This is a genomic window from Tenacibaculum soleae (genome assembly GCF_030549005.1).
In the GTDB taxonomy this organism is placed as follows: domain Bacteria; phylum Bacteroidota; class Bacteroidia; order Flavobacteriales; family Flavobacteriaceae; genus Polaribacter; species Polaribacter soleae.
This window is the reverse complement of the sequence record NZ_JAUOSW010000001.1, coordinates 179,379-203,024: the sequence shown is the minus strand read 5'-3', so window position 1 is coordinate 203,024 and position 23,646 is coordinate 179,379. Positions and strand designations below refer to the sequence as shown.

The following is a 23,646-nucleotide window of genomic DNA, read 5'->3' as shown; positions in this document are numbered from 1 at the left end:
TATTCTTCGAGCAGTTTTTATTGCTCGGAGAGTGTTTTAAATAAATAAACATGAAACATATACTATTACTATTTTTTATAGCAACAACCAATTTGTTTTCTCAAGCAACAGGTGAAATTATTTATGGAGTTAAATTAAATTTAACTATTGATGAAATAAATGAGAAAGCAAAAAAAATGAATAAGAAGTATCTTAATAAAGGTCTTATAAGGAGCATTAAAAGAATGGTTGAAAATTCAGCAGAGGTTGAAGGTATTTTAAGTTTTTCTAATCGTGTAGCTAATTATAAGGCTATTGAAGAACTAGATAATGAAAGAATTTATGGTTCAGGAGCTTCTATATTAGAGGGTAGTAGTGGAGGGGATACATTATATTTTACTTCATTAGTTTCTCAAAAAAATAAAGAGAATGATTGTGAAACTTTAGATGAATGTTATGTAATAGAAAACGAAAAACCAATATGGCAACTAACACAAGAAACAAAAAAAATTGGAGGATATTTGTGTTATAAAGCTATTAGAACAAATTCTGAATTTATAAACTTTAATCCTGTCGCTTGGTACACTAATGAAATACCGTTAGGCTATGGCCCTTTAGATTATTATGGTTTACCTGGTTTAATACTAGAGTTAGAATTAACGGCAGTTACATTTAAGGTTAAAAAAATAACATTAAATCCAAAAAATAACATTGAAGTAAGAGAGCCTAAAGGAAAAAAAATAACCAAAAAAGAGTATGATAAATTATTAAGAAAATCTTTTCCTGATTTTTATAATTATAAAAAATAAGTGTACGTTATATATGATTAAAAATGTTTTTTTAACCATTCTAATAGTATATTCAATAACACTTACTGCTCAGAATATAGAATTAAAAGGTGTTGTAAGAGATAGTTTACAAACTCCTTTAGCTTATACTAATATAATTGCAAAACCGAAAGATGTTACAAAAAACATGAGTTTTGCTATAACAGACGAGCAAGGTAGGTATCGTTTAAATCTTAAAAGTAAAAACACTTATACAGTAAGTGTAAGCCATATTGGTTACAAAACTGTTGATTTTGTAATTAAGCCTTCCCTAAAAAACAATCAAAAAAATATTATTTTATTAGAAGCAAAAAATAAATTGGATGAGGTGGTTATTGAATTGCCTGTTACCGTTAAAGGAGATACGACCATTTATAACACTAATAAATTTGTAAACGGTAGCGAACGTAAGCTTAAAAATGTACTAAAAAAATTACCAGGCGTTCAGGTAGATAAAAACGGAAACGTTACGGTACAAGGAAAAAAAGTAACCAAAATGTTGGTTGATGGGAAGCCTTTCTTTGGAGGAAGTACAAAGTTAGCTGTTGAAAATATACCTGCTGATGCTGTTGACAAAGTAGAGGCAATAAAAAATTATAATCAAGTTGCATTTTTAAAAGGGTTAAACGATTCTAATAAATTAGCAATGAATATTAAGTTAAAAGAAGATAAAAAACGATTTATTTTTGGTGATGTAGCAGCAGGTAAAGGAAATGAAAAGTACTATAAAGCCAATGCAAATTTATTTTATTATTCGCCAAATACAACGATGAACTTCATCAGCAGTTCTAACACTATTGCTGAAAAAATATTTACGTTTAAAGATTATTTAAGTTTTAAAGGTGATGTAAATAGTGTATTCAAGAATGATTTTAATTCGAAAGATTCTAATTTATCGCAGTTTTTAGAAAAATCTGACATCACAAAAAGTAACGAGCAATTTGCTGCATTAAATCTTACCCGAGCTTTGTCAGCCAAATTAGACGTTTCTGGTTATGCCATTTTTTCACACACAAAAACGAACAGTTTTGTAACCAATAAAAATACATATGCAGGGTTTTTAGAGCAACAAGAAAATAATACTATAACTAAAAATACTTTGGGTATTGGTAAGGTTAACTTTAGTTATGGGCCAAACATTAATGAACAATGGTATTTTAAAACTCAAGTAAAACGTTCGAAAAATAATAACAAAAATGCGCTATCATCAATTGTTAATACTAATGAAAATGATATTTATACTGATAAAAATGGTATTACATCTAGTATAAATCAGAATATAGAGTGGCATAAAAAAGGAAAAGGTAAACATACATATTCTGCCATTGCTAATTTTACATTTAACAACAATAATTTACATTCTTTGTGGAAGACAACAAACCCTATTTTTAATGGTTTAATACCTATTGATAATGGTCAAAACACAATAGTACTTAAGCAAAGTAAAAATGCAAAAAATTATAATTTTACAACTGTTTTTAAAGATTTTTGGGTGTTAAACCGTAAAAATCATATTTACGTAACGTTAGGAAATATATATCAAAAAAATAAGTTTTTTACAAGCGATTCTCAATTACTAGATAACAGAACAGAGCGTGATTTTATGGAAGATGGTTTTGGTAATGATACTCAATTTAATTTTACTGATTTGTTTTTAGGAATGCATTATAAATTTAAAACAGGAATTTTCACTTTTAAGCAAGGAGTTTATTTGCATAAATATGATTGGGAAATAAATCAGAACACTAATTTTAACAAGAAAAAATGGGTTGCATTACCTGATTTTTTAATGAAAATTAAGATCAACAACTCAAAAAGTTTAGTTATAAAATATAACTTAAAGACAGATTTTACTGATGCTTCAAAGTTTTCTAATAGATTGTATTTAAATACGTATAATTCGGTTTTTAGAGGGAATGAGAAGTTAGAAAATGAATTATATCATTCTGCAAGTATTAATTATGGGCATTTTAGTTTTTATAAAGGATTATTTTTAAATGCTAACTTAAACTATACAAAAAAGAAAAAAGGGTATAATAATACTATTGAGTTTTATGAAAATGCAAATAGTATAGATAGGTTTTTAACAATTAAAATGATAGAAAACCCCAGCGAAAGTTACAATGCAAGTGTATTTCTTGAAAAAAAAATAAAGAGTATTAATTACAGGCTTTTAGGTGATTATATGAAATCTAATTACATACAAAATATCAATAATAATTTTGTAACTAATAAAAATACTGATTATACCTTTGATGTTGGTATAGAAACTTTGTTTGATAAATTACCTACTATAGAAACTGGTTTTAGAAAAAGTATTGGTAAATATACTTCAAGTAATTCAACGTCTAAATTTGTAACCAACGAACCGTATGTAAATATCGATTATGACTTTTTAGACGGATTTGTTTTTAATTTTGATTGTACACATTATAATTATCAAAATAAAGCAGAAAACATTAATAATTCGTACGATGTTGCCAACGCAGTACTGTCATATCAAAAAGAAGATAGTCCTTGGATGTTTAAATTAACAACTCAAAATTTATTCGATACTACTTTTAAACAAAACAACAGTTTTTCTGATTATTTAATAACCGATTCTAAAACCTATATAATGCCAAGAGTTGTATTGTTTAGTATTGGTTATAAATTATAAAAACAGCTCATTACGAGGAGGAATGACGAAGCGTTACCCTCCACTAACAGGCGGAATAATAGCAACTACATCATTTTCTGTAATAATAGTTTCATCAGTTGCATAACTTTCGTTGATAGCAATAGCATACGAACTCATTTTTTGTAATTCAGGATATTGTTTTGTAATCAGTTCTTTAAAAGAAGTAATATTACAGTTAATAGGAAGCGCAATCTTTAAAGAAGCACTTCCTATTAAATCTGTTGCAATACCAAAAAGTAATACATTTATCTTCAAACGCGTAAATTTTGATTAAAATTCAGAAGTAAAATTACAATTTAATTCCGAATAACACTCTGTTTTCTTGTTTTCCGTTAAAGTTAGATCTTGCAAAATCTACGCGTAAAAAACGCCATTTTCCAAAACCAATATTATCTAATCCAACAGCAAATTCGGTATACGGTTTGTTGCCTGCTGTAAACAAACCTTTTGCACCTGTTACTAAATGAAAGTTTAATTTATTTAACAACGGAACTTTACTTAATAAGGCGCCTTTAAAATTATATTCTCCATGTAATTCTCCGTATTTGTCATTGGTGCTTAACTGATAATAAGGTAACATGTAAAAGTTGTTTAAATAATTATTGTTAGGTGCAATTAACAAGCGATTTCCGTTAAAATGAGCGTAGTCTATAAATGGGATATCTTTTTTCTCTAAAAACATACCTCCTTTTGCTTTGTATTTAAACTCTCCCCAATTACTTAAGGATGTTTTTTGAGTTAATTGAGCATACACTACATCTGAGTTCCATTTGGTATTATCAGTACTAAAATTCTTTTTATATCCCACAAATAACGAAGGGTATTTATTGCTACTTACAGTATACTTTCCGTTAGGATAAGATACATATTTTTGATCAAAATTAATGGTACTACCAACAGAAAAAGTCCACATTTTATGAGGTGTAAAACCAGTTGTAAAATCGGAAGTATTTTGCGGATTGTTAGAGGTGTAATCAACATCACTTTTAGGAAACATTACATAATTAGTGGTGTTAAATAATGGTTTTCTATCTGCATATTCTAATGAAGAAGACATGTGAATACCATTAATTACTTCTCTTGAAAAAGATACTTTAGCAAAAGTTTTTTCGTAAATTTTTAAATAGTTTCTTTCAAAAAGTACTGAACTAATAGTATTCCAGAATTTTGAAATAGGTTGTTTTGCATTGAATTGTGAAGTTGTAATACCTCCACTAATTGTTAAAACAGGTTTGGTTGTATTGTTCCATTTGTATGAAAAATAACCAGTAGGTCTCAATTTTTTATCAGAAAAGCCATAGTTAAAATTTGTACCAATATTAAAACGTTTTCCTTTTTTGTTTACAGATTTGTAGTAGTTTATTCCTATAGAAGAGTTCCAACCTTGTACAGTGTTAAAATTTATATCTGTTATAGGTGATGAAAAGTTAAGTCCCCATTTGTTATAGGTATCATTGTATGAGTACCCTGTAAGAATATTTAAAAGGTTAAATTTATTTTGTTTTACATCAACAGAGTCTAAATATTTTTTAGATTTTCTGATGATTTTAATACTGTCTTTTAATTTGTAATCGGCCACTTCTTCAGTAGTTAAGGTAACAGGACGAATTTTAGTCCAATACAAACTATCTTTTTCAGTAGCATTTTTAGCGAAAGATAAAATTTCACTTCCAAAGTATTTTTTAGTGTAATTAGGGGTAAAGTTATAGTTTGAATAGGCTGCTGAAAAACGACCATTAAAATTAAACCCAAACATACCGGCCTTAAAGTCGATGGTTTGTGTAACAGGTACCCAAGCTTTGTTTTTAAGTGAGTAATTGTAGTTTTGTTTAATACGAAGAGAGTCGATCATAGGTATACCTACCTGCCCTCCGGTAGCAACAATATCAGCACCGTAAATTGCCCAGTCATCTTCAACAATGTAAAGGAAACCGCTAAAAACACGATCATTTTTTCTTTTAGGAAGTATTTTTATTTTACTAATTAATTTACTGTTTTTATCGTAAAATGTTCCTTCCAATTTGTAATTATAATAGCCAAAAGCACCATTTGCAATGGGTGAAACCATTTGAGCATCTGCTAAATCAAAAGAGTTTTCATATAAATTAAAATTAACTTCTTTTGCTTGGTTAAAGCTAATTCCGTTATCGCTACCAGAAACTTTTGAGGCTATAATGTGTTCTTTAAAATTACGAGGTTTTTTTTGGAATGAAATTTTAGAAATTGTTTCAGAAAGGTATACGATTCCACTTCTTGTAGAGTCTAATCCGCCACCCATATCGCCAATTTTTTGGCCTAAAAATTTTTTCGGAAGATTTTTTACTTTAAATAATCCGCGAGAATAAAAATCGGCTTTGTATTGAGCAAATTTATCAGTGTTTTTGCTTTTGTTGGCAATCACGTTTCTAATAATTTTATTCGCGGGATTTTCATCCGAAGAAATTAAAACTTCATCTAAGGTAACTTCTTCCTCAGAAAGCTCCACATTTACAACAAAAGGAAAAGAAGAAATGGTAACAGGTTTTTTAATTGTTTTGTATCCTAATATTTGATAAACAATGGTATGTTTTCCTTTTTTCGTTATGGGTAATTCATAATTTCCACTATTGTTTGTGGTAGTTCCTGTAATGGAGTTTTCTAAATAAATACTAACAAAAGATAATGGTTGCTTTTTAGTATTTGTTACTTTTCCTTTAATTTGAGCAACCAAAAAAGAAGTGCTTATTAAAAGTAAAAGGGTAGTTATTCTCTTCATAATTAGTTTTTTATTGCAAACATAAAAGAAGACTTATGTAAAGTGTATTTAAAAAATGTTAAATAACTTACAAAGTCTCCTTAAATATAGACAAGACAAATAATAAAAAGGTTGCCTGTAAATTTTAATTACCTTTTTTCTTTTTACCAAATAAGCCTTTTAAAGCATTGGTAACTTTTTTTACGTTGTCTTCTTTTTTATTTGTTGTTTTGCTAGTATCCTTCTTTTTACTAGGTAAAAATTTACTTAAAGTGTTAGAAACTAATTTATCTTTTTGTTGTTTAATTAAGGTTTGACTTAATTTTGTTACAGAAGAAGATAAATCTGTTTTTACAGACGGATTTGACATGTTACCAGTAATATTAGCAGTTACTGGTACGGTAACATTTTGCTCATCGGTACTTAATTTTGATAGTAAACCCTGTACATCTTTACCTAAATATTTGGCAGGTACATCTAAGGTTAAATTGTAGTTCATGTTTTGGTCAAAACCATGACTACCACCAACATTAATACCGATATCTTTATATTTTAATTTAAACGGTTTTACAACCACTTTTCCTTTGTTAAACGATAAATGAGTTTTAACGTCAGATAAATCAAGGTCATTTAAATTAATAAACGATAGTTTATCTGTTAATAAACTTAACGCTTTTGTTTTCTTTGGATTTATTTTTGTGGTTAATAATTCTGCAAAAGCTTTACCCGTAAGTGAAGTTAAGTTTGGTGTAAAATCAGTATTTAAAGCTCCTGATAAATTAATATCAGAATTTAATTTACCATTCATGGCACCTACAACAGGTCCTAATGATTGTAGTAATTCTAAGCTAGAAAAAGATTCAGCAATATCAAACGATTTTATACCTAATTTCATGTCGAAAGTAGGTTTTTCGTTTTGCGTATTTACTTCTCCATTTAAAGCAACTTGACCGTTAAAAATACCTACGGTAACGTTTTGTAAAATTGCTTTTTGGTTTTTTATAAATAAGGTTCCTTTTACATTTTTTAAGGCTAAATTATCGTAATGCACTGTTTTTGCATTGGCTAAAAGTGTACAGTCTAAAAATGCAGGGATTTTGATTGAAGTTCCATTAGTATCATCTTTAGGAGTAGTTTCTTCTTCTTTCTTTTCGGTAGTATCTGAAGTTTCTTGCATAAAATCGCCAATGTGTAAATTGGTTGAATTTACGTTTAGTTTTCCTTGTAATTTTTTATCAGAAAGTAAAAAACCTAGTAAATTTTTAAGGGTACCATTGGCTTTTAAATCACTTTTACCCGTAGTTGCGTTAAACTTGGTTAAGGTAATTACACTGGGCTTAAAATCAACCGCAGCTTCTTTAATATGAAAAGCGTTTATAAGATCATTTGAAGAAAACACAAAATCGTTAATTTGTATTGTTCCATTATTTTTTATACGATTTACAGCACTGTTTTTAATAGCATTCATATCAAATTGCGTGCGTAAATTCGCCTTTAAAATACCACTTAATTTTTGCTCTAAATTAACAGGGTAGGCTTGGTTAATTTTTGCAAGATTTAAAGTTCCTTTTATGGTTGCATCTAGTTTAGGGTTGGTTGTTATATTGTGCGCCGTTGCTTTACCAGAAAAAGTATCTTCGTCAATTTTAAATGAAAGATTGTTAATACTCGCAAAAGTATTTTTAAGTTTACCGGTGGTGTTTTTTACCTGTGCATTTATGTTAATGTTTCGAACAGTTTTAGGTAAATCAGGATATTTGAATGAAGCGTTTTCAGACTGCACAACAATATCTAATTTAGGTATGTGCGTTGCATCTAAAATTCCGTTAACTTTTCCTTTTACACTAAAATTTCCTTTTGTGGTAACGTTGGCAATACCTTTTGTGTAAGCTTGCGGAATTAAACCTAAAAAGTTTTTAAAGTCTGATGAAGGTGTTTTAAAGTTGATGTCAATTTCTTGATTGGTATTGTTTAATTGCACATATCCATCAAAAATTAAAGGCAGGTCATTTAGTTTTAATTCGTTTTTTAGGAAAGAAAATTTATTGTTAACTAAATCCATCCCTAAAACAGCATCGAGTTGTATTTTTTGGTTTTTAGCGTATGAATTTCCATCCATAGCAAAAGAAATATCAGTTGTTGTATGAGTGTCTAACTCAGTGTTTGATTGTGAAAAATCACCACTTCCACTATGGTTAAAATTAGCAAATTCAACAGCTATTTTACCTTGTTTGTCGTTATATTTTATTGCCGTGTTGGTAATTGCATACGAATTGATTGATAATCCAAAGTTTGAAGGGGTTTCATCAACTGTTTTTGTAGTTTTTTCAGAAGGAATAGCAATGTCGTAATTAGCATTTCCTTTTTCATCAACAAGTACGTTTACTAAAGCATCATTAATTGTAAAAGATTGGATGCTTAATTGACCAGACGAACTTTTAAGTAAGTCGGTAAGTTTTAATTTTAATAAAATATCTTTTGCAAAAACTAAAGTGTCACCTTTAAAAGGAGCTTTGTTTATAACGGTAACATCTGATAATTGTACTGATGCACTTGGGAAGTTTCGAATAAAACTTAGGTTAGCATCGCTAAAATCTACCTGAGCATTTACATTATTATTAACCGTGGTTTTTACTAAATCAATTATTTTATCTTGAAATAAAAGCGGTATGCTAATTAAAAGAATAAAAAAAACTAGCGCGATACCTAAAAGTATTTTATAAATCTTTTTCATAAATGTAAATGAGTTAATTATTAAAAAAAAACAAAGGTCAGTATTTATTTACAAATAAAAAGAGAAAGAAAAGGTAAAGTTTATGTAATAAAAAAAACAGCCTTTAAAAAAAGGCTGTTTTTTTATTTAGGATTTGTGTCTCCGAAGAAAAACCAATTTATACCTTTTTTCAATTTATTAGGTTCACTAGTATTATTAGTGTTTTGTTCTTTTTTTGATTCATCTTCAAATAAATCAACAACAAAATCATCGTAACTTTTACCAATCTCTTCTTTTAAATATGCTTTAAAATACAATTCGCTAGCAGCTTCACTTTTAGCGGTTTCAATATCTAAAAGTGTTTTGTATAATGGTTCTATTTTTTCAACAACACTATTAGGTAATGCTTTTCTACGTCCAGTATATCCTGTAATTTTTCCTTTTTCATCTTTATCGATGGTAAAATCGGTAATTACCCAATAATACCTACCGCTACGAGTAAGGTTTTTAACGATGGCATGAATGTTTTCTCCTTGTTTTAAACTTTCCCATAATACTTTAAAAACTACTTTAGGCATATCGGGATGCCTAATAATATTATGAGGCTCACCTATTAATTCTATTTTATTGTATTCAGATACTGCTTCAAAAGCATCATTCATATACAGTATTGTTCCGTTAGCATCCGTTTTACTACTAATAATTTGTGTTTTGTCCCATTTTATTTCTTCATCGAGAATTTGTTGGGGGCGCATAGGGTGGTTTTTCATAATTTGTTCACTTTTTTTGGGAGAACGAAATTACAATTTTATTCTGTCTTATATTAAGCTAAATTGAATGTTTTTATTGCGGATTGGTATCTCCAAAAAAGAACCAATTTAATCCTTTTTTAAATTTACTAGTTTCGTTTTGTTTTTCTTCATCTTTTTTAGATTCTTCTTTAAATAAATCAACAACAAACTCGTCATAACTTTTACCTATTTCTTCTTTTAAATAAGCATCTAAATAGAGTTCACTAGCAAGTTCACCTTTTGTTTTTTCAATTTTTAAAAGAGTGTTATATATCGGTTCTATTTTTTCAACAACACTATTAGGAACTGCTTTTCTACGACCTGTATATCCAGTGGTTTTTCCAGTTTCATCTTTATCAATAGTAAAATCGGTAATTACCCAATAATACTTACCAGTTTTGGTTAAGTTTTTAACAATAGCGTGGTAATTTTTACCTTCTTTTAAAGCGCTCCACAATGCTTTAAAAGCAACTTTTGGCATGTCAGGATGCCTAATAATATTGTGAGGTTCGCCAATTAATTCAATAGCATTGTATTCACAGGCATCAGTAAAAGCATTGTTTGCGTATAGAATAGTACCGTAAATATCAGTTTTACTTACTATTGTTTGAGTTTTATCCCAGTTTACTTCTTTGTTGATGATTGATGTTGGAGGATTTTTCATGGTTTTTATTTTAATAATTAAGGCAAAATTAGATACTAAACTATTTTAAAAAAATGATTTTAGTCATGTTTTAAAGTTTTAACTAAATAACAAAAATGTATATTTGTAAGTTCAAACAAACAACAACGAACCTATGAGTGATTCTAGAAAAAGGCACGAAGCTTTGTTATACCACGCAAAACCAAAACCAGGAAAAATAGCAGTAGTACCTACTAAAAAGTATGCAACACAGCACGATTTATCGTTAGCATACTCCCCAGGAGTAGCAGAGCCTTGTTTAGAAATAGCTAAAGACAAAAACAATGTTTACAAGTATACAGCAAAAGGAAATTTAGTAGCTGTTATATCTAACGGAACAGCAGTTTTAGGTTTGGGAGATATAGGTCCTGAGGCATCTAAACCTGTAATGGAAGGAAAAGGATTACTGTTTAAAATATTTGCTGATATTGATGTTTTTGATATTGAGGTTGATGCTACAGATGTTGATAAATTTGTAGAAACAGTTAAAGCAATAGCTCCTACTTTTGGAGGGATTAACTTAGAAGATATTAAAGCACCTGAAGCTTTTGAAATAGAGAGAAGGTTAAAAGAGGAATTAGATATTCCTGTAATGCATGATGATCAGCATGGTACCGCAATAATTTCAGCAGCAGCATTAAAAAATGCAATAGAAATCATTAATAAAGATATTGCAACAATAAAAATTGTAGTAAATGGAGCAGGAGCCGCCGCTATATCTTGTACGCGTTTATATTTAGCTTTAGGAGCAAAAAGAGAAAACGTGGTGATGTGCGACAGTAAAGGAGTTATCAGAAAAGACCGTGATAACTTGACTTCACAAAAAGCCGAATTTGCAACAGATAAAGATGTAAATACGCTAGAAGAAGCAATGCATAATGCAGATGTTTTTATAGGATTATCAAAAGGGAATGTAGTAACGCCAAAAATGTTACTTTCTATGGCCAAAGATCCTATCGTTTTTGCAATGGCAAATCCTGAACCAGAGATTGAATATCAATTGGCAATAGATACTCGTGATGATATCATTATGGCAACTGGTAGATCAGATCATCCTAACCAAGTAAATAACGTATTAGGATTTCCGTTTATTTTTAGAGGAGCTTTAGATGTTAGATCCAAAAAAATTAATGAAGAAATGAAAATGGCAGCAGTGCATGCCTTGGCAGATTTGGCAAAACAGTCAGTGCCTGAACAAGTAAATATTGTATATGATGAAGTAAGTCTTTCTTTTGGAAAAGAATATATAATTCCAAAACCATTTGATCCAAGATTAATTTACGAAATTCCTCCAGCAATTGCAAAAGCTGCAATGGATTCTGGTGTAGCCCAAGAACCTATTACCGATTGGGATAAATATCGTGAAGAGTTAATGGATCGGTCAGGTACAGGAAGTAAAGAAATACGATTGCTACATAATAGAGCAAAAAAAGCACCAAAACGTGTTGTTTTTGCAGAAGCAGATCATTTAGATGTGCTTAAAGCAGCACAACGTGTACATGATGAAAAAATAGGGATTCCTATTTTATTAGGAAGAAAAGATATTATATTAGAGCTAAAAAATGAATTAGGTTTTGATGCTGAGGTACTTATTATAGATCCTAAAACAGATGAAGAAACCGAAAGAAGAAATCGTTATGCAGAGGCTTTTTGGAAAACAAGACAGCGCAAAGGAATTTCTTTTTTAGAGGCTCAAAAATGGATGCGTGAACGTAATTATTTTGCTGCAATGATGGTGAATACTGGTGAGGCTGACGCTTTAATTACTGGATATTCTAGGTCATATCCATCGGTTGTAAAACCAATGTTAGAGTTAATTGAAAAAGACAAAGGTGTTACAAGGGTGGCAGCAACCAATATGATGCTAACTAAACAAGGACCTATGTTTTTAGCAGATACGACTATAAATATTAATCCAACAGCAAAAGATTTAGCAAAAATTAGCCAGTTAACCTCTTCTTTAGCAAAAATGTTTGGTATGAAACCGCATATTGCTATGTTAGGTTTTTCTAATTTCGGATCGTCAAAAGCAGAAAGTTCTACAAAAATAAGAGAGGCAGTTTCATACATACACCGTTACCATCCTAATGTTATTGTTGATGGTGAGTTACAAGCAGATTTTGCCTTGAATCCAGAGTTGTTAGCAAAAGAATTTCCTTTTTCTAAATTAAACGGTAAACGTGCAAACATTTTAATTTTTCCAAATTTAGAGTCTGCAAATATAACTTACAAATTAATGAAACAAGTTGATGGTGTTGAATCTATCGGGCCAATTTTGTTAGGTATGAGTAAGCCTGTTCATATTTTACAATTAGGAGCAAGTGTAGATGAAATGGTAAACATGGCAGCAGTAGCAGTGGTAGATGCTCAAAATAAAGGAAATAAAAACTAAAAATTTTTAAACTAAAAAAAATGTCTAACTTGGGCATGTTGAAAATTAATTAAATGATCACACAAATTAAGGGGAAACTTGTGGAGAAAAATCCTACACATGCAGTAATAGACTGTAATGGAGTAGGCTACTTATTACATATTTCTTTAAATACATTTTCATTGTTGCCTGACAATGAAAATGTGCTATTATATACACATTTATCAATTCGTGAAGATGCACATACTCTGTATGGGTTTTTTAATAAGATTGAACGAGAAATATTTAAATTACTTATTTCGGTTTCGGGAGTAGGACCAAGTATTGCACGAACAATGTTGTCATCAATGACATCTGAAGAAATACAACAAGCTATTGCTTCTGAAAATGTAAAAGTCATACAATCTGTTAAAGGAATTGGTGCCAAAACTGCTCAAAGAGTTATTGTTGATTTAAAAGATAAGGTGCTAAAGATTTTTGATTTAGATGAAGTTTCAGTTATTCAAAACAATACAAATAAAGAAGAAGCGTTATCTGCATTAGAAGTACTTGGTTTTGCTCGTAAACAAGCAGATAAAGTTATAGGAAATATTTTAAAAGAAACACCTGATGCTAGTGTAGAAAAACTAATAAAACAGGCGTTGAAAAATTTATAAAAAGGTTGAAAAAAAGCATTATTAATAAATTACTTACAACACTTACTATATTGGTAAGTGTTGTTTCGTTTTCACAAAACACCTCGGGTAATAGCACAAACCCTGTTAAAAATGATACAATTGTACCTTTAAAATATAATTTTAAAAGCAATCAAAAAGGGAGTCTTTTTTTAAATAACCCAACAGTAAAACAAGTAACGTACGATAAGTCAATCAATAAATTTGTAATGGTTGAAAAAATAGGAGATTATTATGTAGGTACTCCTATTTTTATGACACCTGAAGAATACGATAAGTACCGATTAAAAAATGATTTAAAAGATTATTTTAAAGAAAAGGTAGATGCTACGAACCCTAAGAAAAAAGGAAACAAAAAAGCTCGTAAAAATCTATTACCAAAATATTATGTAAACTCTAAGTTTTTCGAATCTATTTTTGGAGGGAATACAGTTGAAGTAAATCCAACAGGGCAGGTAAATATAAAATTGGGAGGAATTTATCAACGAAATGAAAACCCTCAAATATCTATTGAAAATCAAAGCAGTTTTACGTTTGATTTTGATCAACAAATAAGTACAAGTTTACAAGCAAAAGTTGGTAAACGATTAAAGGTAACGGCAAATTATGATACACAATCTACCTTTGATTTTCAAAATGTTATAAAATTAGAGTATACACCTACCGAAGATGATATTATAAGAAATATCGAAGCAGGTAATATTAGTATGCCAATAAAAAACTCATTAATAAATGGGGCGCAAACACTTTTTGGTGTAAAAACAGAACTGCAATTTGGTAAAACCTATGTTACCGCAGCTTTTTCACAACAAAACTCGCAATCTAAAACAGTTATTGCCGAAGGAGGTGCAACCATTGAAGAGTTTGAGTTAAGAGCCTCTGATTATGATAATGACCGTCACTTTTTTTTAGCACAATATTTTAGAGAAAACTATACAGATGCCTTAAGTAATTATCCTTTAGTAAATAGCCCTATAAACATTACAAGAGTAGAGGTTTGGATAACCAATAGAACTCAAAATGTTACTGATTATCGTAGTATTGTAGGTCTTGCCGATATAGGAGAATCTAATGACGTAAACAAAGTAAATCCAAACGAGGTAAATACCGTTCCCAGTCCTATCTCAGCAAATTCCAAGGTATTACCATATAACGGGGTAAATAATTTAAACTCTTTATTAGCAACCACTACAGGAGGTATTAGAGATGTTGCTACTGTAGATTCGGCTATTAATACCATCATGCCAGCTCGCCAAGGGTTTAACTATTCTTATCTTCAAAATGCAAGAAAATTACAAGCTAATGAATTTAGGTTACATCCGCAATTAGGTTTTATCTCTTTAAATAGAAGATTAAATGACGGCGAAGTTTTAGCTGTTGCTTATGAATATACTGCTGTTGGAGCATCAGGAGGAGAAACAGTATTTAAAGTAGGAGAGTTTTCTAATGATGGAGTCGTAGCACCATCAAATTTAGTGGTAAAATTATTACGTAGTGAAATTTTAAATACAACAAGAAAAAACACGGTTACTAATGAAGATGAAGGTTTTCCTACATGGCGTTTAATGATGAAAAATGTTTATGCATTAGGAGCCTCTCCTTTACAACGTGAAGGATTTCGTTTTGAGTTATTATATCGTGATGATGAAACAGGAACACTACAAAATACACTACAAAAGGCAGAAACTGATAAAAATGATCCAGATGAAGATAAACAAGTTAGAAAAAAGCCACTGTTACGTATATTTAATTTAGATAAATTAGATCAAAGTGAGTATGCTGTACCAAAGGGAGATGGTTTTTTTGATTATGTAGATGGAGTTACTGTAAATTCTGAAAGAGGGTACGTGTTGTTTCCAGATCCCGAGCCATTTGGAAGCGATTTAAAAAATGTACTAACCAGTACAGTCGATCAAGATAAATATCTTTTCGAAGAACTATATTTAACTACCAAAATTCAAGCTAAAAACGAGTATCAAAATAAAGATAAATTCTTTTTAAAAGGATATTTTAAATCAGAAACTAGTAGAGGAATTTCTTTAGGAGGCTTTAATATTCCTAGAGGTTCTGTAAAGGTAACAGCAGGAGGACGACAATTGGTTGAGGGGATAGATTATGTGGTAGATTACCAATTAGGGCGTGTACAAATTTTAGATCCAGGATTAGAAGCTTCAGGAGTACCAATTAACGCAACAACTGAAAGCAATACTCTATTTAGTCAACAACAAAAAACCTTTATTGGTATTGATGTAGAACATCGCTTTTCTGAAGAGTTTATCTTAGGTGGAACATTTTTAAATGTAAGCGAAAAACCAATTACCCCAAAAGTAAATTTTGGAGGAGAACCGATTGATAATGTAATGTTAGGATTAAACCTAGATTACTCAGCAGAAGTACCTTATTTAACAAAATTAGCGAATAGGCTGCCATTTGTTGAAACCGACGCTCCGTCAAATGTATCTGTTAGAGCAGATATGGCATATTTATTACCAGGATCGCCAAGCGGAATTAATGTAGACGGTACAGCAACTTCATATTTAGATGATTTTGAAGCCTCTCAAATACCGATAAACTTAAGCTCACCACAACAATGGTTTTTAGCAAGTACACCCGAATCACAAGGGTTTAACGGAGGTGCAGGTGATTTAACATATAATTATAAAAGAGGTAAAATAGCATGGTATAATATAGATCAACTATTTTACGGTAGCGGAAATAGACCAAACAGTATTGATGAAAATGAACTGTCACGAAATGAGGTGCGCCAAATACGTTACAACGAATTATTTCCAAATACAGATTTAGATATTACGCAACAAAACTTAGTAAGAACATTAGACTTGGCCTATTATCCGTCTGAAAGAGGACCATATAACTATAATGCAAATGCAAGTTCAGTAACTCCCGAAGAGCGTTGGGGAGGAATTATGCGTTCATTAACAACTAATAATTTTGAACAAGCAAATGTTGAGTATATTCAGTTTTGGTTAATGGATCCTTATGAAAACTACTCAATTAGACAAGAAGAAGGGGTGCCAGTAGGTGTTGACCCTCAGGACCCAAGTAACCATGTAGGGAAATTATTTATAAATCTAGGAAATGTATCTGAAGATATATTAAAAGACGGAAGAAAACAATATGAAAACGGTTTGCCTACTGATGGAGATAAAGTTGATGGTGCCAATGTAAACGAAACAACCTGGGGTAATACACCAATAAATCCTTCAATTTTATACGCTTTTGATTCGAGCCCTGATGCAAGAAGGCAGCAAGATATAGGTTTAGATGGTTTAACTGATGCAGAAGAAAAAATAAAATATCCAGCATTTGCTTCTTTAGATGACCCAGCAGGAGATAATTTTCAATATTTTAGAGGTGGTGCTATAGCATCAAGCTCTTCGGTATTATCAAGGTATAAAAATTTTAACGGTACACAAGGAAACTCGCCTACAGCAAGTCAGTCAAATGAATCTTACCCTACATCATCAACAGCATACCCAGATGTAGAAGATATCAATAAAGACCAAACAATGAATCCCGTAAACAGTTATTTTGAGTACGAGGTTTCATTAAATAAAAGTGATTTACAATTAGGTAGAAATCATATTATCGATGTGAAAAGTGAACCGATTACATTAGTTAATGGAGCATCTAGAAACACAACATGGTATCAGTTTAGAATTCCAGTTAGAAATGTGGTTGACGCTCAAAAAATTAATGGAATTACAGATTTTAATAGCATTCGTTTTATACGAATGTTTCTTTCGCAATTTAAAATTCCTGTTGTTTTAAGATTTGGAGAATTAGAATTGGTAAGAGGAGATTGGCGTAGATATACAAAAACATTACCAAATACAGGCGTACCTGCAGATTTAGATAATACGCAGCTTAATAAGTTTGAAGTTGGGGTTGTAAGTATAGAGCAAAATCAAGAAATTTATAAACTTCCTCCAGGTATTCAAAGAGAACAATTGCAAGGGACTAATAGAATTCAACGTCAAAATGAACAATCGGTAACTTTAAAAGCAACAGATTTACCTGCTGATGAAGTACGAACTATTTTTAAAAATATAAGTATTGATATGCGTAGGTATAAAAGTTTACGTATGTTTTTACATGCCGAAAAACCTAGTACAGCAAGTACACAAGACGGAGATGTGGTTGCTATTGTAAGGTTAGGAACCGACTTGAATGATAATTATTATGAAATCGAAAAACCATTAATATTATCAACTGAAAGAACTACTTCATTAGATGTTTGGCCAGAAATTAACAATTTAGAAGTACCGTTAGAAGAATTAGCAAACTTAAAAATAGAAAGACCAACAGGTACAGGAACAAGTATTACCGATATTTTTTCAGGAACAAGTTCAAACGGATTAAAAATATCAGTAAAAGGAAACCCTACTTTAGCCCAAATAAGAACAGTAATGCTAGGAGCTAAAAACGTATCAAATTCAGATAAAACAGTTGAAGTTTGGTTTAATGAATTGCGTGCCGTAGGTTTTGACAATAAAGGTGGTTGGGCAGCCGTTGTAAATGCAGATGCAAACTTAGCTGATGTTATGGATGTATCTTTAGCAGGTAGAATGTCTACCATAGGTTTTGGTAATGTTGAAGATCGTGTGCAGCAAAGAAGCATCGAAGAAATTAAACAATACAGCGTTGCAACTAATGTTCAGTTAGGAAAAATGATGCCTAAAAACTGGAATTTACAAGTTCCAATGAGTTATAGTTATGGAGAAGAGTTTAGAGACCCTAAGTATGATCCACAATTTCAGGATGTTAAATTAGAAGACGCGCTAGATAAAAACCCAAATAGCAAAAACGCACAAGATTATACGCGAAGAAAAAGTATTAGCTTTATTAATGTTAAAAAGAATAAAAATCCGAAAAGCACAAAAAAACCTAAGTTTTATGATGTAGAAAATTTTTCGGTTTCGTATGCACATAGCGAAGAATTTCATAAGGACTATAATATTGAAAAATTCGAAAATAAAAATGTAATGGCAGGGGCGAGTTATAACTTTAATTTTAAACCTTTTGTTATTGAGCCTTTTAAAAAATCGAAAACGTTTAGCAGTAAATATCTACGATTTATAAAAGATTTAAATTTTAATCCAGTTCCCAAAACAATTGCATTAAATTCTCGAATTAATAGAAGTTATAATTCACAACAATCAAGAAACTTAATAGAGGGTTTAACAGCACAACCAGAACTCATTCAACGTAGATTTTTATTTAATTGGGATTATACGATTGGTTTTGATTTAACTAAATCATTACAATTAAATTTTAACGCAACAAATAATCATATTTATGATAATTTTGGGCAAAATGAATTAGAAGTTTACGATCAGTTTTTTACAGTTGGTAGGCCTGATAATTATCATCAAAAGTTAAATGCAACTTATAAATTACCACTTAATAAGTTGCCGTATTTAAGCTTTTTAAGTGCGGATTATGGATATAATGCTGATTTTGATTGGAAAGCAAGTTCTCAAAGTAGTTTAGAGTTACCTAACGGACAAAATATAAGTTACACTGATGTGGTAGGTAATATGATACAAAATGCCAATACACACAATTTAAATACTAATATTGATTTTGGACGTTTTTACAAAACGTTGAAACTAGATAAGTTGTTGTTAAAAGGAACCAAAAAGAAAGTTGCGAAAAAAGGAGCAGCTACTTTAGGAGCTAAAGCATCAAAACAAAAAGCAAAATTAAAAAGGAATGCTTCTTTTGGTCATAAAGTGATGAAAGGGATGTACGATGTATTAACCTCAGTAAAAAGAGCGAAAATTAGTTACACTCAAAATAACGGAACCCTGTTACAAGGATATAAACCATCAGTAGGTTTTTTAGGAAGAAATAATTATGGAGGAGGGGCTGCACCAACTTTAGGCTTTGTGTTTGGTAGTCAAACAGATATTTTAAACAAAGCAATTGAAAACGGGTGGTTGGTAACAAGAACAAGTCAAACTGATGAAAATCAACCATATTACAGTAAAAATTACGGTAAAACAAGATATAAAAAGTTAGATTATAACATTTCAGTAAAACCATTTAAAACACTAACTGTTGATTTACGAGGAAACCGTATTCAAACCAGTAATTTAAATCAACAATTAGATGTAATTTCTGATGGAAATGGAGGTTTTCATCAAGACCCTAATATTAAGGCCTTTGAAACAGGTAATTATAGTATTAGTCATTTTATGTTAGGAACAGCTTTTACTGATAGTGAAGTTTTATACCAAAATTTCTTAGATAATCGAACAACCATTTCAAACAGGTTGTCCGCAGCCTCTGGTTTACCAAACACTCCAGGAGGGTCAGGATATAAAACAACAGGGCAACAAGCCATGTTACCAGCTTTTATAGCGGCATATTCTGGTAATAATGCTAGTTCTGTAAGTACTGGTATGTTTAAAAACATACCAATACCTAATTGGACATTACGTTTTAATGGCTTTATGAAGAATAAGTGGTTCAAAAAAACATTTTCTTCTTTTACCTTATCACATGGGTATAAATCATCCTATACTATCGGAAATTATACAAATAATCTCCAATATGATTTATCTGCACCAACAAATACAAATACTTCTGGTAATTATCAATCAGAACTATTACTTTCGTCAGCAACTTTAATAGATGAATTTTCGCCATTAGTAAAAGTAGATTTTAGAATGAAAAATTCATTTTCATTTAAAGGAGAAATAAGAAAAGATAGAAGTTTAACATTAAACTTTAATAATAACACATTAACCGATATTAAAGGAACAGAATATGTTATTGGGTTTGGATATAAGATTAGAGATGTTAAATTTGTAACTCGATTTACAGGTAAAAAAGAAACATTAAAAGGAGATATTAATTTAAGAGCAGATATTTCGCTAAGAGATAATTTAACTCTAATACGAAGTGTTGATGAAGAAAATAGTCAAATAACAGGAGGAGAAAATTTATTTGGATTAAAATTTATAGCAGATTACAATTTAAGTAGTAGTTTAACGGCGTCGTTTTATTATAACCATCAAACGTTTCAATATGCGGTGTCAACTACATTTCCGAGACAGTCAATCAATGCAGGAATTAATATAATATACAATTTAGGAAATTAAAATAAACACAATAAAAATAGAACAATGAACATTCCATCAGAATTAAAATATACAAAAGACCACGAGTGGGTTAAGGTAGAAGAAGGCGTAGCTACTATTGGTATTACAGCTTTTGCGCAAGGAGAATTGGGCGATATCGTGTATGTAGATGTTGATACTTTAGATGAAACTTTAGATATTGAAGAAGTTTTTGGTTCAGTAGAAGCAGTTAAAACGGTATCAGACCTTTTTATGCCTTTATCAGGAGAAGTAATTGAGTTTAATGAAGCATTAGAAGATGAGCCAGAGTTAGTAAATTCAGATCCTTATGGAAAAGGATGGATGATAAAAGTAAAACTATCTGACGATTCACAAACAGCAGACTTGTTAAGTGCTGAAGCATATCAAGAACTTATTAAGTCGTAATTTAATAAGAATAGCAATACTAATTACGATTGGTATTGCTGTTTTTAGCTTAATAAAAATTGAAAATCAACAAATTCAAATAAAAAATATAGATAAGCTAAAGCATTTGATAGCTTATTTTATTTTAACTTTTATTTGGTTGTTGGCATTTAAAAAAACAAAAACTAGCAAATTATTTATAGCTTTTTGTTGTTTTTTTTTCGGCATAGTTATTGAAGCTCTTCAAGTTACAATAACAACACATCGTTCAGGTGAGTTGTTAGATATTGTAGCAAATACGATGGGTATTTTAATAGCTTACATTATTTACTTTCTTTTTTTTAAGAAAAATGTAGCTATTTAAAGGATTAGCTTGTAAAAGTTAAAATAATTTAATTAAATTAGCGAACTATTAAAAAATATTTAGGATGGAAATTAAGAAAAATCCAAAATCAAACTTAGAAAACTATAGTAAACTGTTTATGCAGTTAGGTTTGGTTTTAGCTTTATTTGTAACGTATATTGCAATTGAAAATAAAACATACGATAAAGAGTATGGAGATTTAGGAATGGCTAATATGGCTTCTGAAATAGAAGAAGAAACTATAGAGCTTCAAATAGAACCGCCAAAACCAAAACCTAATACACCACCACCACCAGCACCAGATAAGATAGAAGTTGTAGAAGATGAAAAAGAAGTTGAAGAAACAATTATTGAATCTACAGAAACAGATGAGTCAGAAGCCGTAGAAGTAGAGGATATCGAAGAAGCAGTTGAAGAAGAAGTTTTGGTAGAAGATGTACCTTTTGCAATTATTGAAGAAGTACCAATTTTTCCAGGATGTAAAGGAACAAAATCTCAAAAGAAAGCTTGTTTAAATAAAAAATTACAGAAACATGTTCAGCGCTATTTCGATTCAGAATTAGCAAATGAATTAGGCTTAGCACCAGGTAAAAAGAGAATTTATGTTCAATTTAAAATTGATAAAGATGGTTCTATAACAGGTGTAAATGCAAGAGCACCTCACCCAAGATTAAAAAAGGAAGCTATGCGTGTAGCTAGAAAGATACCTAAAATGAAACCAGGTAGACAAAGAGGTAGAGCGGTAAGAGTAGGTTATACCTTACCAATTACTTTTAATGTAGAGTAAATTTTACCAAAAAATATAAAAAAAAGCAACCTAATTAGGGTTGCTTTTTTTTATTGGCACACTTCTTGTTTTTAACATAGTATTAACTTAAAAAAAATTAAAGCTATGAAAAAACTAAAAAAATCTCCAAGAAAACAACTAGAAAAATTTTCATCAATTTTTACTCAGTTAGGTTTGGTACTTACTTTATTTATTGTTTTTATCTCGTTAGAGTATGAAACAGAAAAGAAAATAGCAGATGTGCCTATTCCTTTTGATAATTCGATTGAAACTGTATTTACATTTTCTCGCCCTATTGTTGTTAAAAAAGTAGAAAAGAAAGTAAAGGCAGTGGTAAAAAAACAAATAGTTAAAACAGTTGTGCTTCCTAGAATTATTAAAAGCACCGAAGCTGTAATTGAAACAATTATTAAGCCTACCAAGGATAACACACCTATTGTTGATTCGAACCAAAATATAGTTACACCAAAAATAATAGAACCCTTAGTTGAGAATACAATGTCAATAAATAACGTACAAAACACCCCTGTTTTTAAAGGATGTGAAGGTTTATCAGAAATAGAAAACAAAAAGTGTTTTGAACGTAAAATTCAACAACATGTACAGCGTTATTTTAACGCAGAAATAGCACAAGATGTAGGTTTAAGAGCTGGAAAGTATAAAATTTTTACACAGTTTATAATTGATAAATCAGGTGTAGTTTCTGAAATAAAAATTAGAGCACCACATAAGCGATTGGAAAAAGAAACAAATAAAGTAGTAACAAAAATACCTAACTTTATACCTGGTAAACAAAATAATAAACCCGTAAAAGTAAAATACACATTGCCAATTACTTTTAAAGTAGAATAATTTTAAAAACTCAACTTTTTAAGTTGAGTTTTTTATTTTTGTTTTATGGATACAACAAATTCTTTTTTTGCTCACGAAACAGCTGTAATTGATACTAATAGTGATATTGGTAAAGGAACCAAAATTTGGCATTTTAGCCATGTTATGCCTGATTGTAAAATTGGGAATGACTGTAATATTGGACAGAATGTGGTAATATCACCAAAAGTAGTTTTAGGAAACAATGTAAAAGTTCAGAATAACGTATCTATTTATACAGGAGTAATTTGTGAAGATGATGTGTTTTTAGGGCCTTCAATGGTATTTACCAATGTAATTAACCCTAGAAGCGCAATTAAAAGGCAAGATCAATACTTAAAAACGATTGTAAAAAAAGGAGCAAGTATTGGAGCCAATGCCACCATTGTTTGTGGAAACAATATTGGTGAATACGCATTTGTAGGTGCAGGTGCAGTTGTTACAAAAGAAGTACTGCCTTATGCATTGGTTGTAGGAAATCCATCAAAACAAATAGGGTGGATTAGTGAATATGGGCATCGTTTAGAGTTTAATGATCAAGGAGAAGCATTTTGTTTTGAAAGTAAGGAAAAATATAAACTAGAAAATAATAGCGTGTTAAAAGGCTAATTTTTTAAAAAAGTACTTGTTTATAAGCAATGACTTCTCTATATTTGAGAA

15 protein-coding genes are annotated in these 23,646 nt (G+C 30.3%); 10 read left to right on the top strand and 5 right to left on the bottom strand.

All coding sequences use genetic code 11. The features are described from left to right. Positions 1-50: 50 nt before the first annotated feature. Positions 51-788, top strand: coding sequence for a GLPGLI family protein (locus tag Q4586_RS00850; RefSeq protein ID WP_303525480.1), 738 nt, complete (start codon positions 51-53; stop codon positions 786-788). Between the two features lie 13 nt (positions 789-801). After that, positions 802-3,465, top strand: coding sequence for a carboxypeptidase-like regulatory domain-containing protein (locus Q4586_RS00845; RefSeq protein ID WP_303525477.1), 2,664 nt, complete (start codon positions 802-804; stop codon positions 3,463-3,465). Positions 3,466-3,498: 33 nt separating this feature from the next. Here Q4586_RS00845 and Q4586_RS00840 read toward each other — a convergent pair whose 3' ends face one another. The 5 genes from Q4586_RS00840 to Q4586_RS00820 all read right to left on the bottom strand — a co-directional run bounded on the left by Q4586_RS00840 (position 3,499) and on the right by Q4586_RS00820 (position 10,388). After that, complete coding sequence (locus Q4586_RS00840) at positions 3,499-3,741, bottom strand: MoaD/ThiS family protein (RefSeq protein ID WP_303525474.1); 243 nt, start codon at positions 3,739-3,741, stop codon at positions 3,499-3,501. A 34-nt stretch (positions 3,742-3,775) separates the two neighbouring features. Further along, positions 3,776-6,241 (bottom strand): DUF5686 and carboxypeptidase regulatory-like domain-containing protein, encoded by a 2,466-nt coding sequence (locus tag Q4586_RS00835; protein ID WP_303525472.1) that lies wholly within the window; start codon positions 6,239-6,241, stop codon positions 3,776-3,778. A gap of 124 nt (positions 6,242-6,365) precedes the next feature. Beyond that, positions 6,366-8,954, bottom strand: coding sequence for an AsmA family protein (locus Q4586_RS00830; protein ID WP_303525470.1), 2,589 nt, complete (start codon positions 8,952-8,954; stop codon positions 6,366-6,368). A 122-nt stretch (positions 8,955-9,076) separates the two neighbouring features. After that, on the bottom strand, positions 9,077-9,703 hold the full coding sequence (locus Q4586_RS00825) for a PAS domain-containing protein (RefSeq protein ID WP_303525468.1): 627 nt from the start codon (positions 9,701-9,703) through the stop codon (positions 9,077-9,079). A gap of 73 nt (positions 9,704-9,776) precedes the next feature. Next, positions 9,777-10,388: a PAS domain-containing protein gene (locus Q4586_RS00820; RefSeq protein WP_068701704.1), complete on the bottom strand. Its 612-nt coding sequence runs from the start codon at positions 10,386-10,388 to the stop codon at positions 9,777-9,779. Between the two features lie 133 nt (positions 10,389-10,521). Here Q4586_RS00820 and Q4586_RS00815 point away from each other — a divergent pair, with 133 nt between their 5' ends. From Q4586_RS00815 to Q4586_RS00780, 8 genes are all read left to right on the top strand, one after another. Further along, positions 10,522-12,798 carry an NADP-dependent malic enzyme gene (locus tag Q4586_RS00815; RefSeq protein WP_068701702.1) on the top strand — a complete coding sequence of 759 codons (2,277 nt, stop codon included), beginning with the start codon at positions 10,522-10,524 and terminating at the stop codon, positions 12,796-12,798. Between the two features lie 53 nt (positions 12,799-12,851). Beyond that, positions 12,852-13,433 carry a Holliday junction branch migration protein RuvA gene (gene ruvA / locus Q4586_RS00810; RefSeq protein ID WP_068701700.1) on the top strand — a complete coding sequence of 194 codons (582 nt, stop codon included), beginning with the start codon at positions 12,852-12,854 and terminating at the stop codon, positions 13,431-13,433. Between the two features lie 5 nt (positions 13,434-13,438). Further along, complete coding sequence (gene sov / locus Q4586_RS00805) at positions 13,439-20,581, top strand: T9SS outer membrane translocon Sov/SprA (protein ID WP_303525461.1); 7,143 nt, start codon at positions 13,439-13,441, stop codon at positions 20,579-20,581. Positions 20,582-20,605: 24 nt separating this feature from the next. After that, on the top strand, positions 20,606-20,986 hold the full coding sequence (gene gcvH, locus Q4586_RS00800) for a glycine cleavage system protein GcvH (RefSeq protein WP_068701695.1): 381 nt from the start codon (positions 20,606-20,608) through the stop codon (positions 20,984-20,986). Beyond that, complete coding sequence (locus Q4586_RS00795) at positions 20,952-21,329, top strand: VanZ family protein (RefSeq protein WP_084442999.1); 378 nt, start codon at positions 20,952-20,954, stop codon at positions 21,327-21,329. Before gcvH ends, Q4586_RS00795 begins: the two co-directional genes overlap by 35 nt. Before the next feature lie 64 nt (positions 21,330-21,393). After that, the gene (locus Q4586_RS00790; RefSeq protein ID WP_068701693.1) at positions 21,394-22,116 is read left to right on the top strand and encodes an energy transducer TonB; all 723 of its coding nucleotides are present in this window, start codon (positions 21,394-21,396) and stop codon (positions 22,114-22,116) included. 105 nt (positions 22,117-22,221) lie between these two features. Beyond that, positions 22,222-22,968, top strand: a complete 747-nt coding sequence (locus Q4586_RS00785; RefSeq protein WP_068701691.1) for an energy transducer TonB — start codon at positions 22,222-22,224, stop codon at positions 22,966-22,968. A gap of 45 nt (positions 22,969-23,013) precedes the next feature. Further along, positions 23,014-23,595, top strand: coding sequence for an acyltransferase (locus Q4586_RS00780; RefSeq protein WP_303525453.1), 582 nt, complete (start codon positions 23,014-23,016; stop codon positions 23,593-23,595). The last annotated feature ends 51 nt before the right edge of the window (positions 23,596-23,646 follow it).

What these genes read in the sequence shown, in the direction of transcription:
- Q4586_RS00850 (WP_303525480.1), top strand. Translation starts at nt 51, where the DNA reads ATGAAACATATACTATTACTATTTTTTATAGCAACAACCAATTTGTTT.
- Q4586_RS00815 (WP_068701702.1), top strand. Translation starts at nt 10,522, where the DNA reads ATGAGTGATTCTAGAAAAAGGCACGAAGCTTTGTTATACCACGCAAAA.
- gcvH (WP_068701695.1), top strand. Translation starts at nt 20,606, where the DNA reads ATGAACATTCCATCAGAATTAAAATATACAAAAGACCACGAGTGGGTT.
- Q4586_RS00830 (WP_303525470.1), bottom strand. Translation starts at nt 8,954, where the DNA reads ATGAAAAAGATTTATAAAATACTTTTAGGTATCGCGCTAGTTTTTTTT.
- Q4586_RS00825 (WP_303525468.1), bottom strand. Translation starts at nt 9,703, where the DNA reads ATGAAAAACCACCCTATGCGCCCCCAACAAATTCTCGATGAAGAAATA.
- Q4586_RS00835 (WP_303525472.1), bottom strand. Translation starts at nt 6,241, where the DNA reads ATGAAGAGAATAACTACCCTTTTACTTTTAATAAGCACTTCTTTTTTG.
- Q4586_RS00790 (WP_068701693.1), top strand. Translation starts at nt 21,394, where the DNA reads ATGGAAATTAAGAAAAATCCAAAATCAAACTTAGAAAACTATAGTAAA.
- Q4586_RS00845 (WP_303525477.1), top strand. Translation starts at nt 802, where the DNA reads ATGATTAAAAATGTTTTTTTAACCATTCTAATAGTATATTCAATAACA.
- Q4586_RS00780 (WP_303525453.1), top strand. Translation starts at nt 23,014, where the DNA reads ATGGATACAACAAATTCTTTTTTTGCTCACGAAACAGCTGTAATTGAT.
- ruvA (WP_068701700.1), top strand. Translation starts at nt 12,852, where the DNA reads ATGATCACACAAATTAAGGGGAAACTTGTGGAGAAAAATCCTACACAT.
- Q4586_RS00820 (WP_068701704.1), bottom strand. Translation starts at nt 10,388, where the DNA reads ATGAAAAATCCTCCAACATCAATCATCAACAAAGAAGTAAACTGGGAT.
- Q4586_RS00785 (WP_068701691.1), top strand. Translation starts at nt 22,222, where the DNA reads ATGAAAAAACTAAAAAAATCTCCAAGAAAACAACTAGAAAAATTTTCA.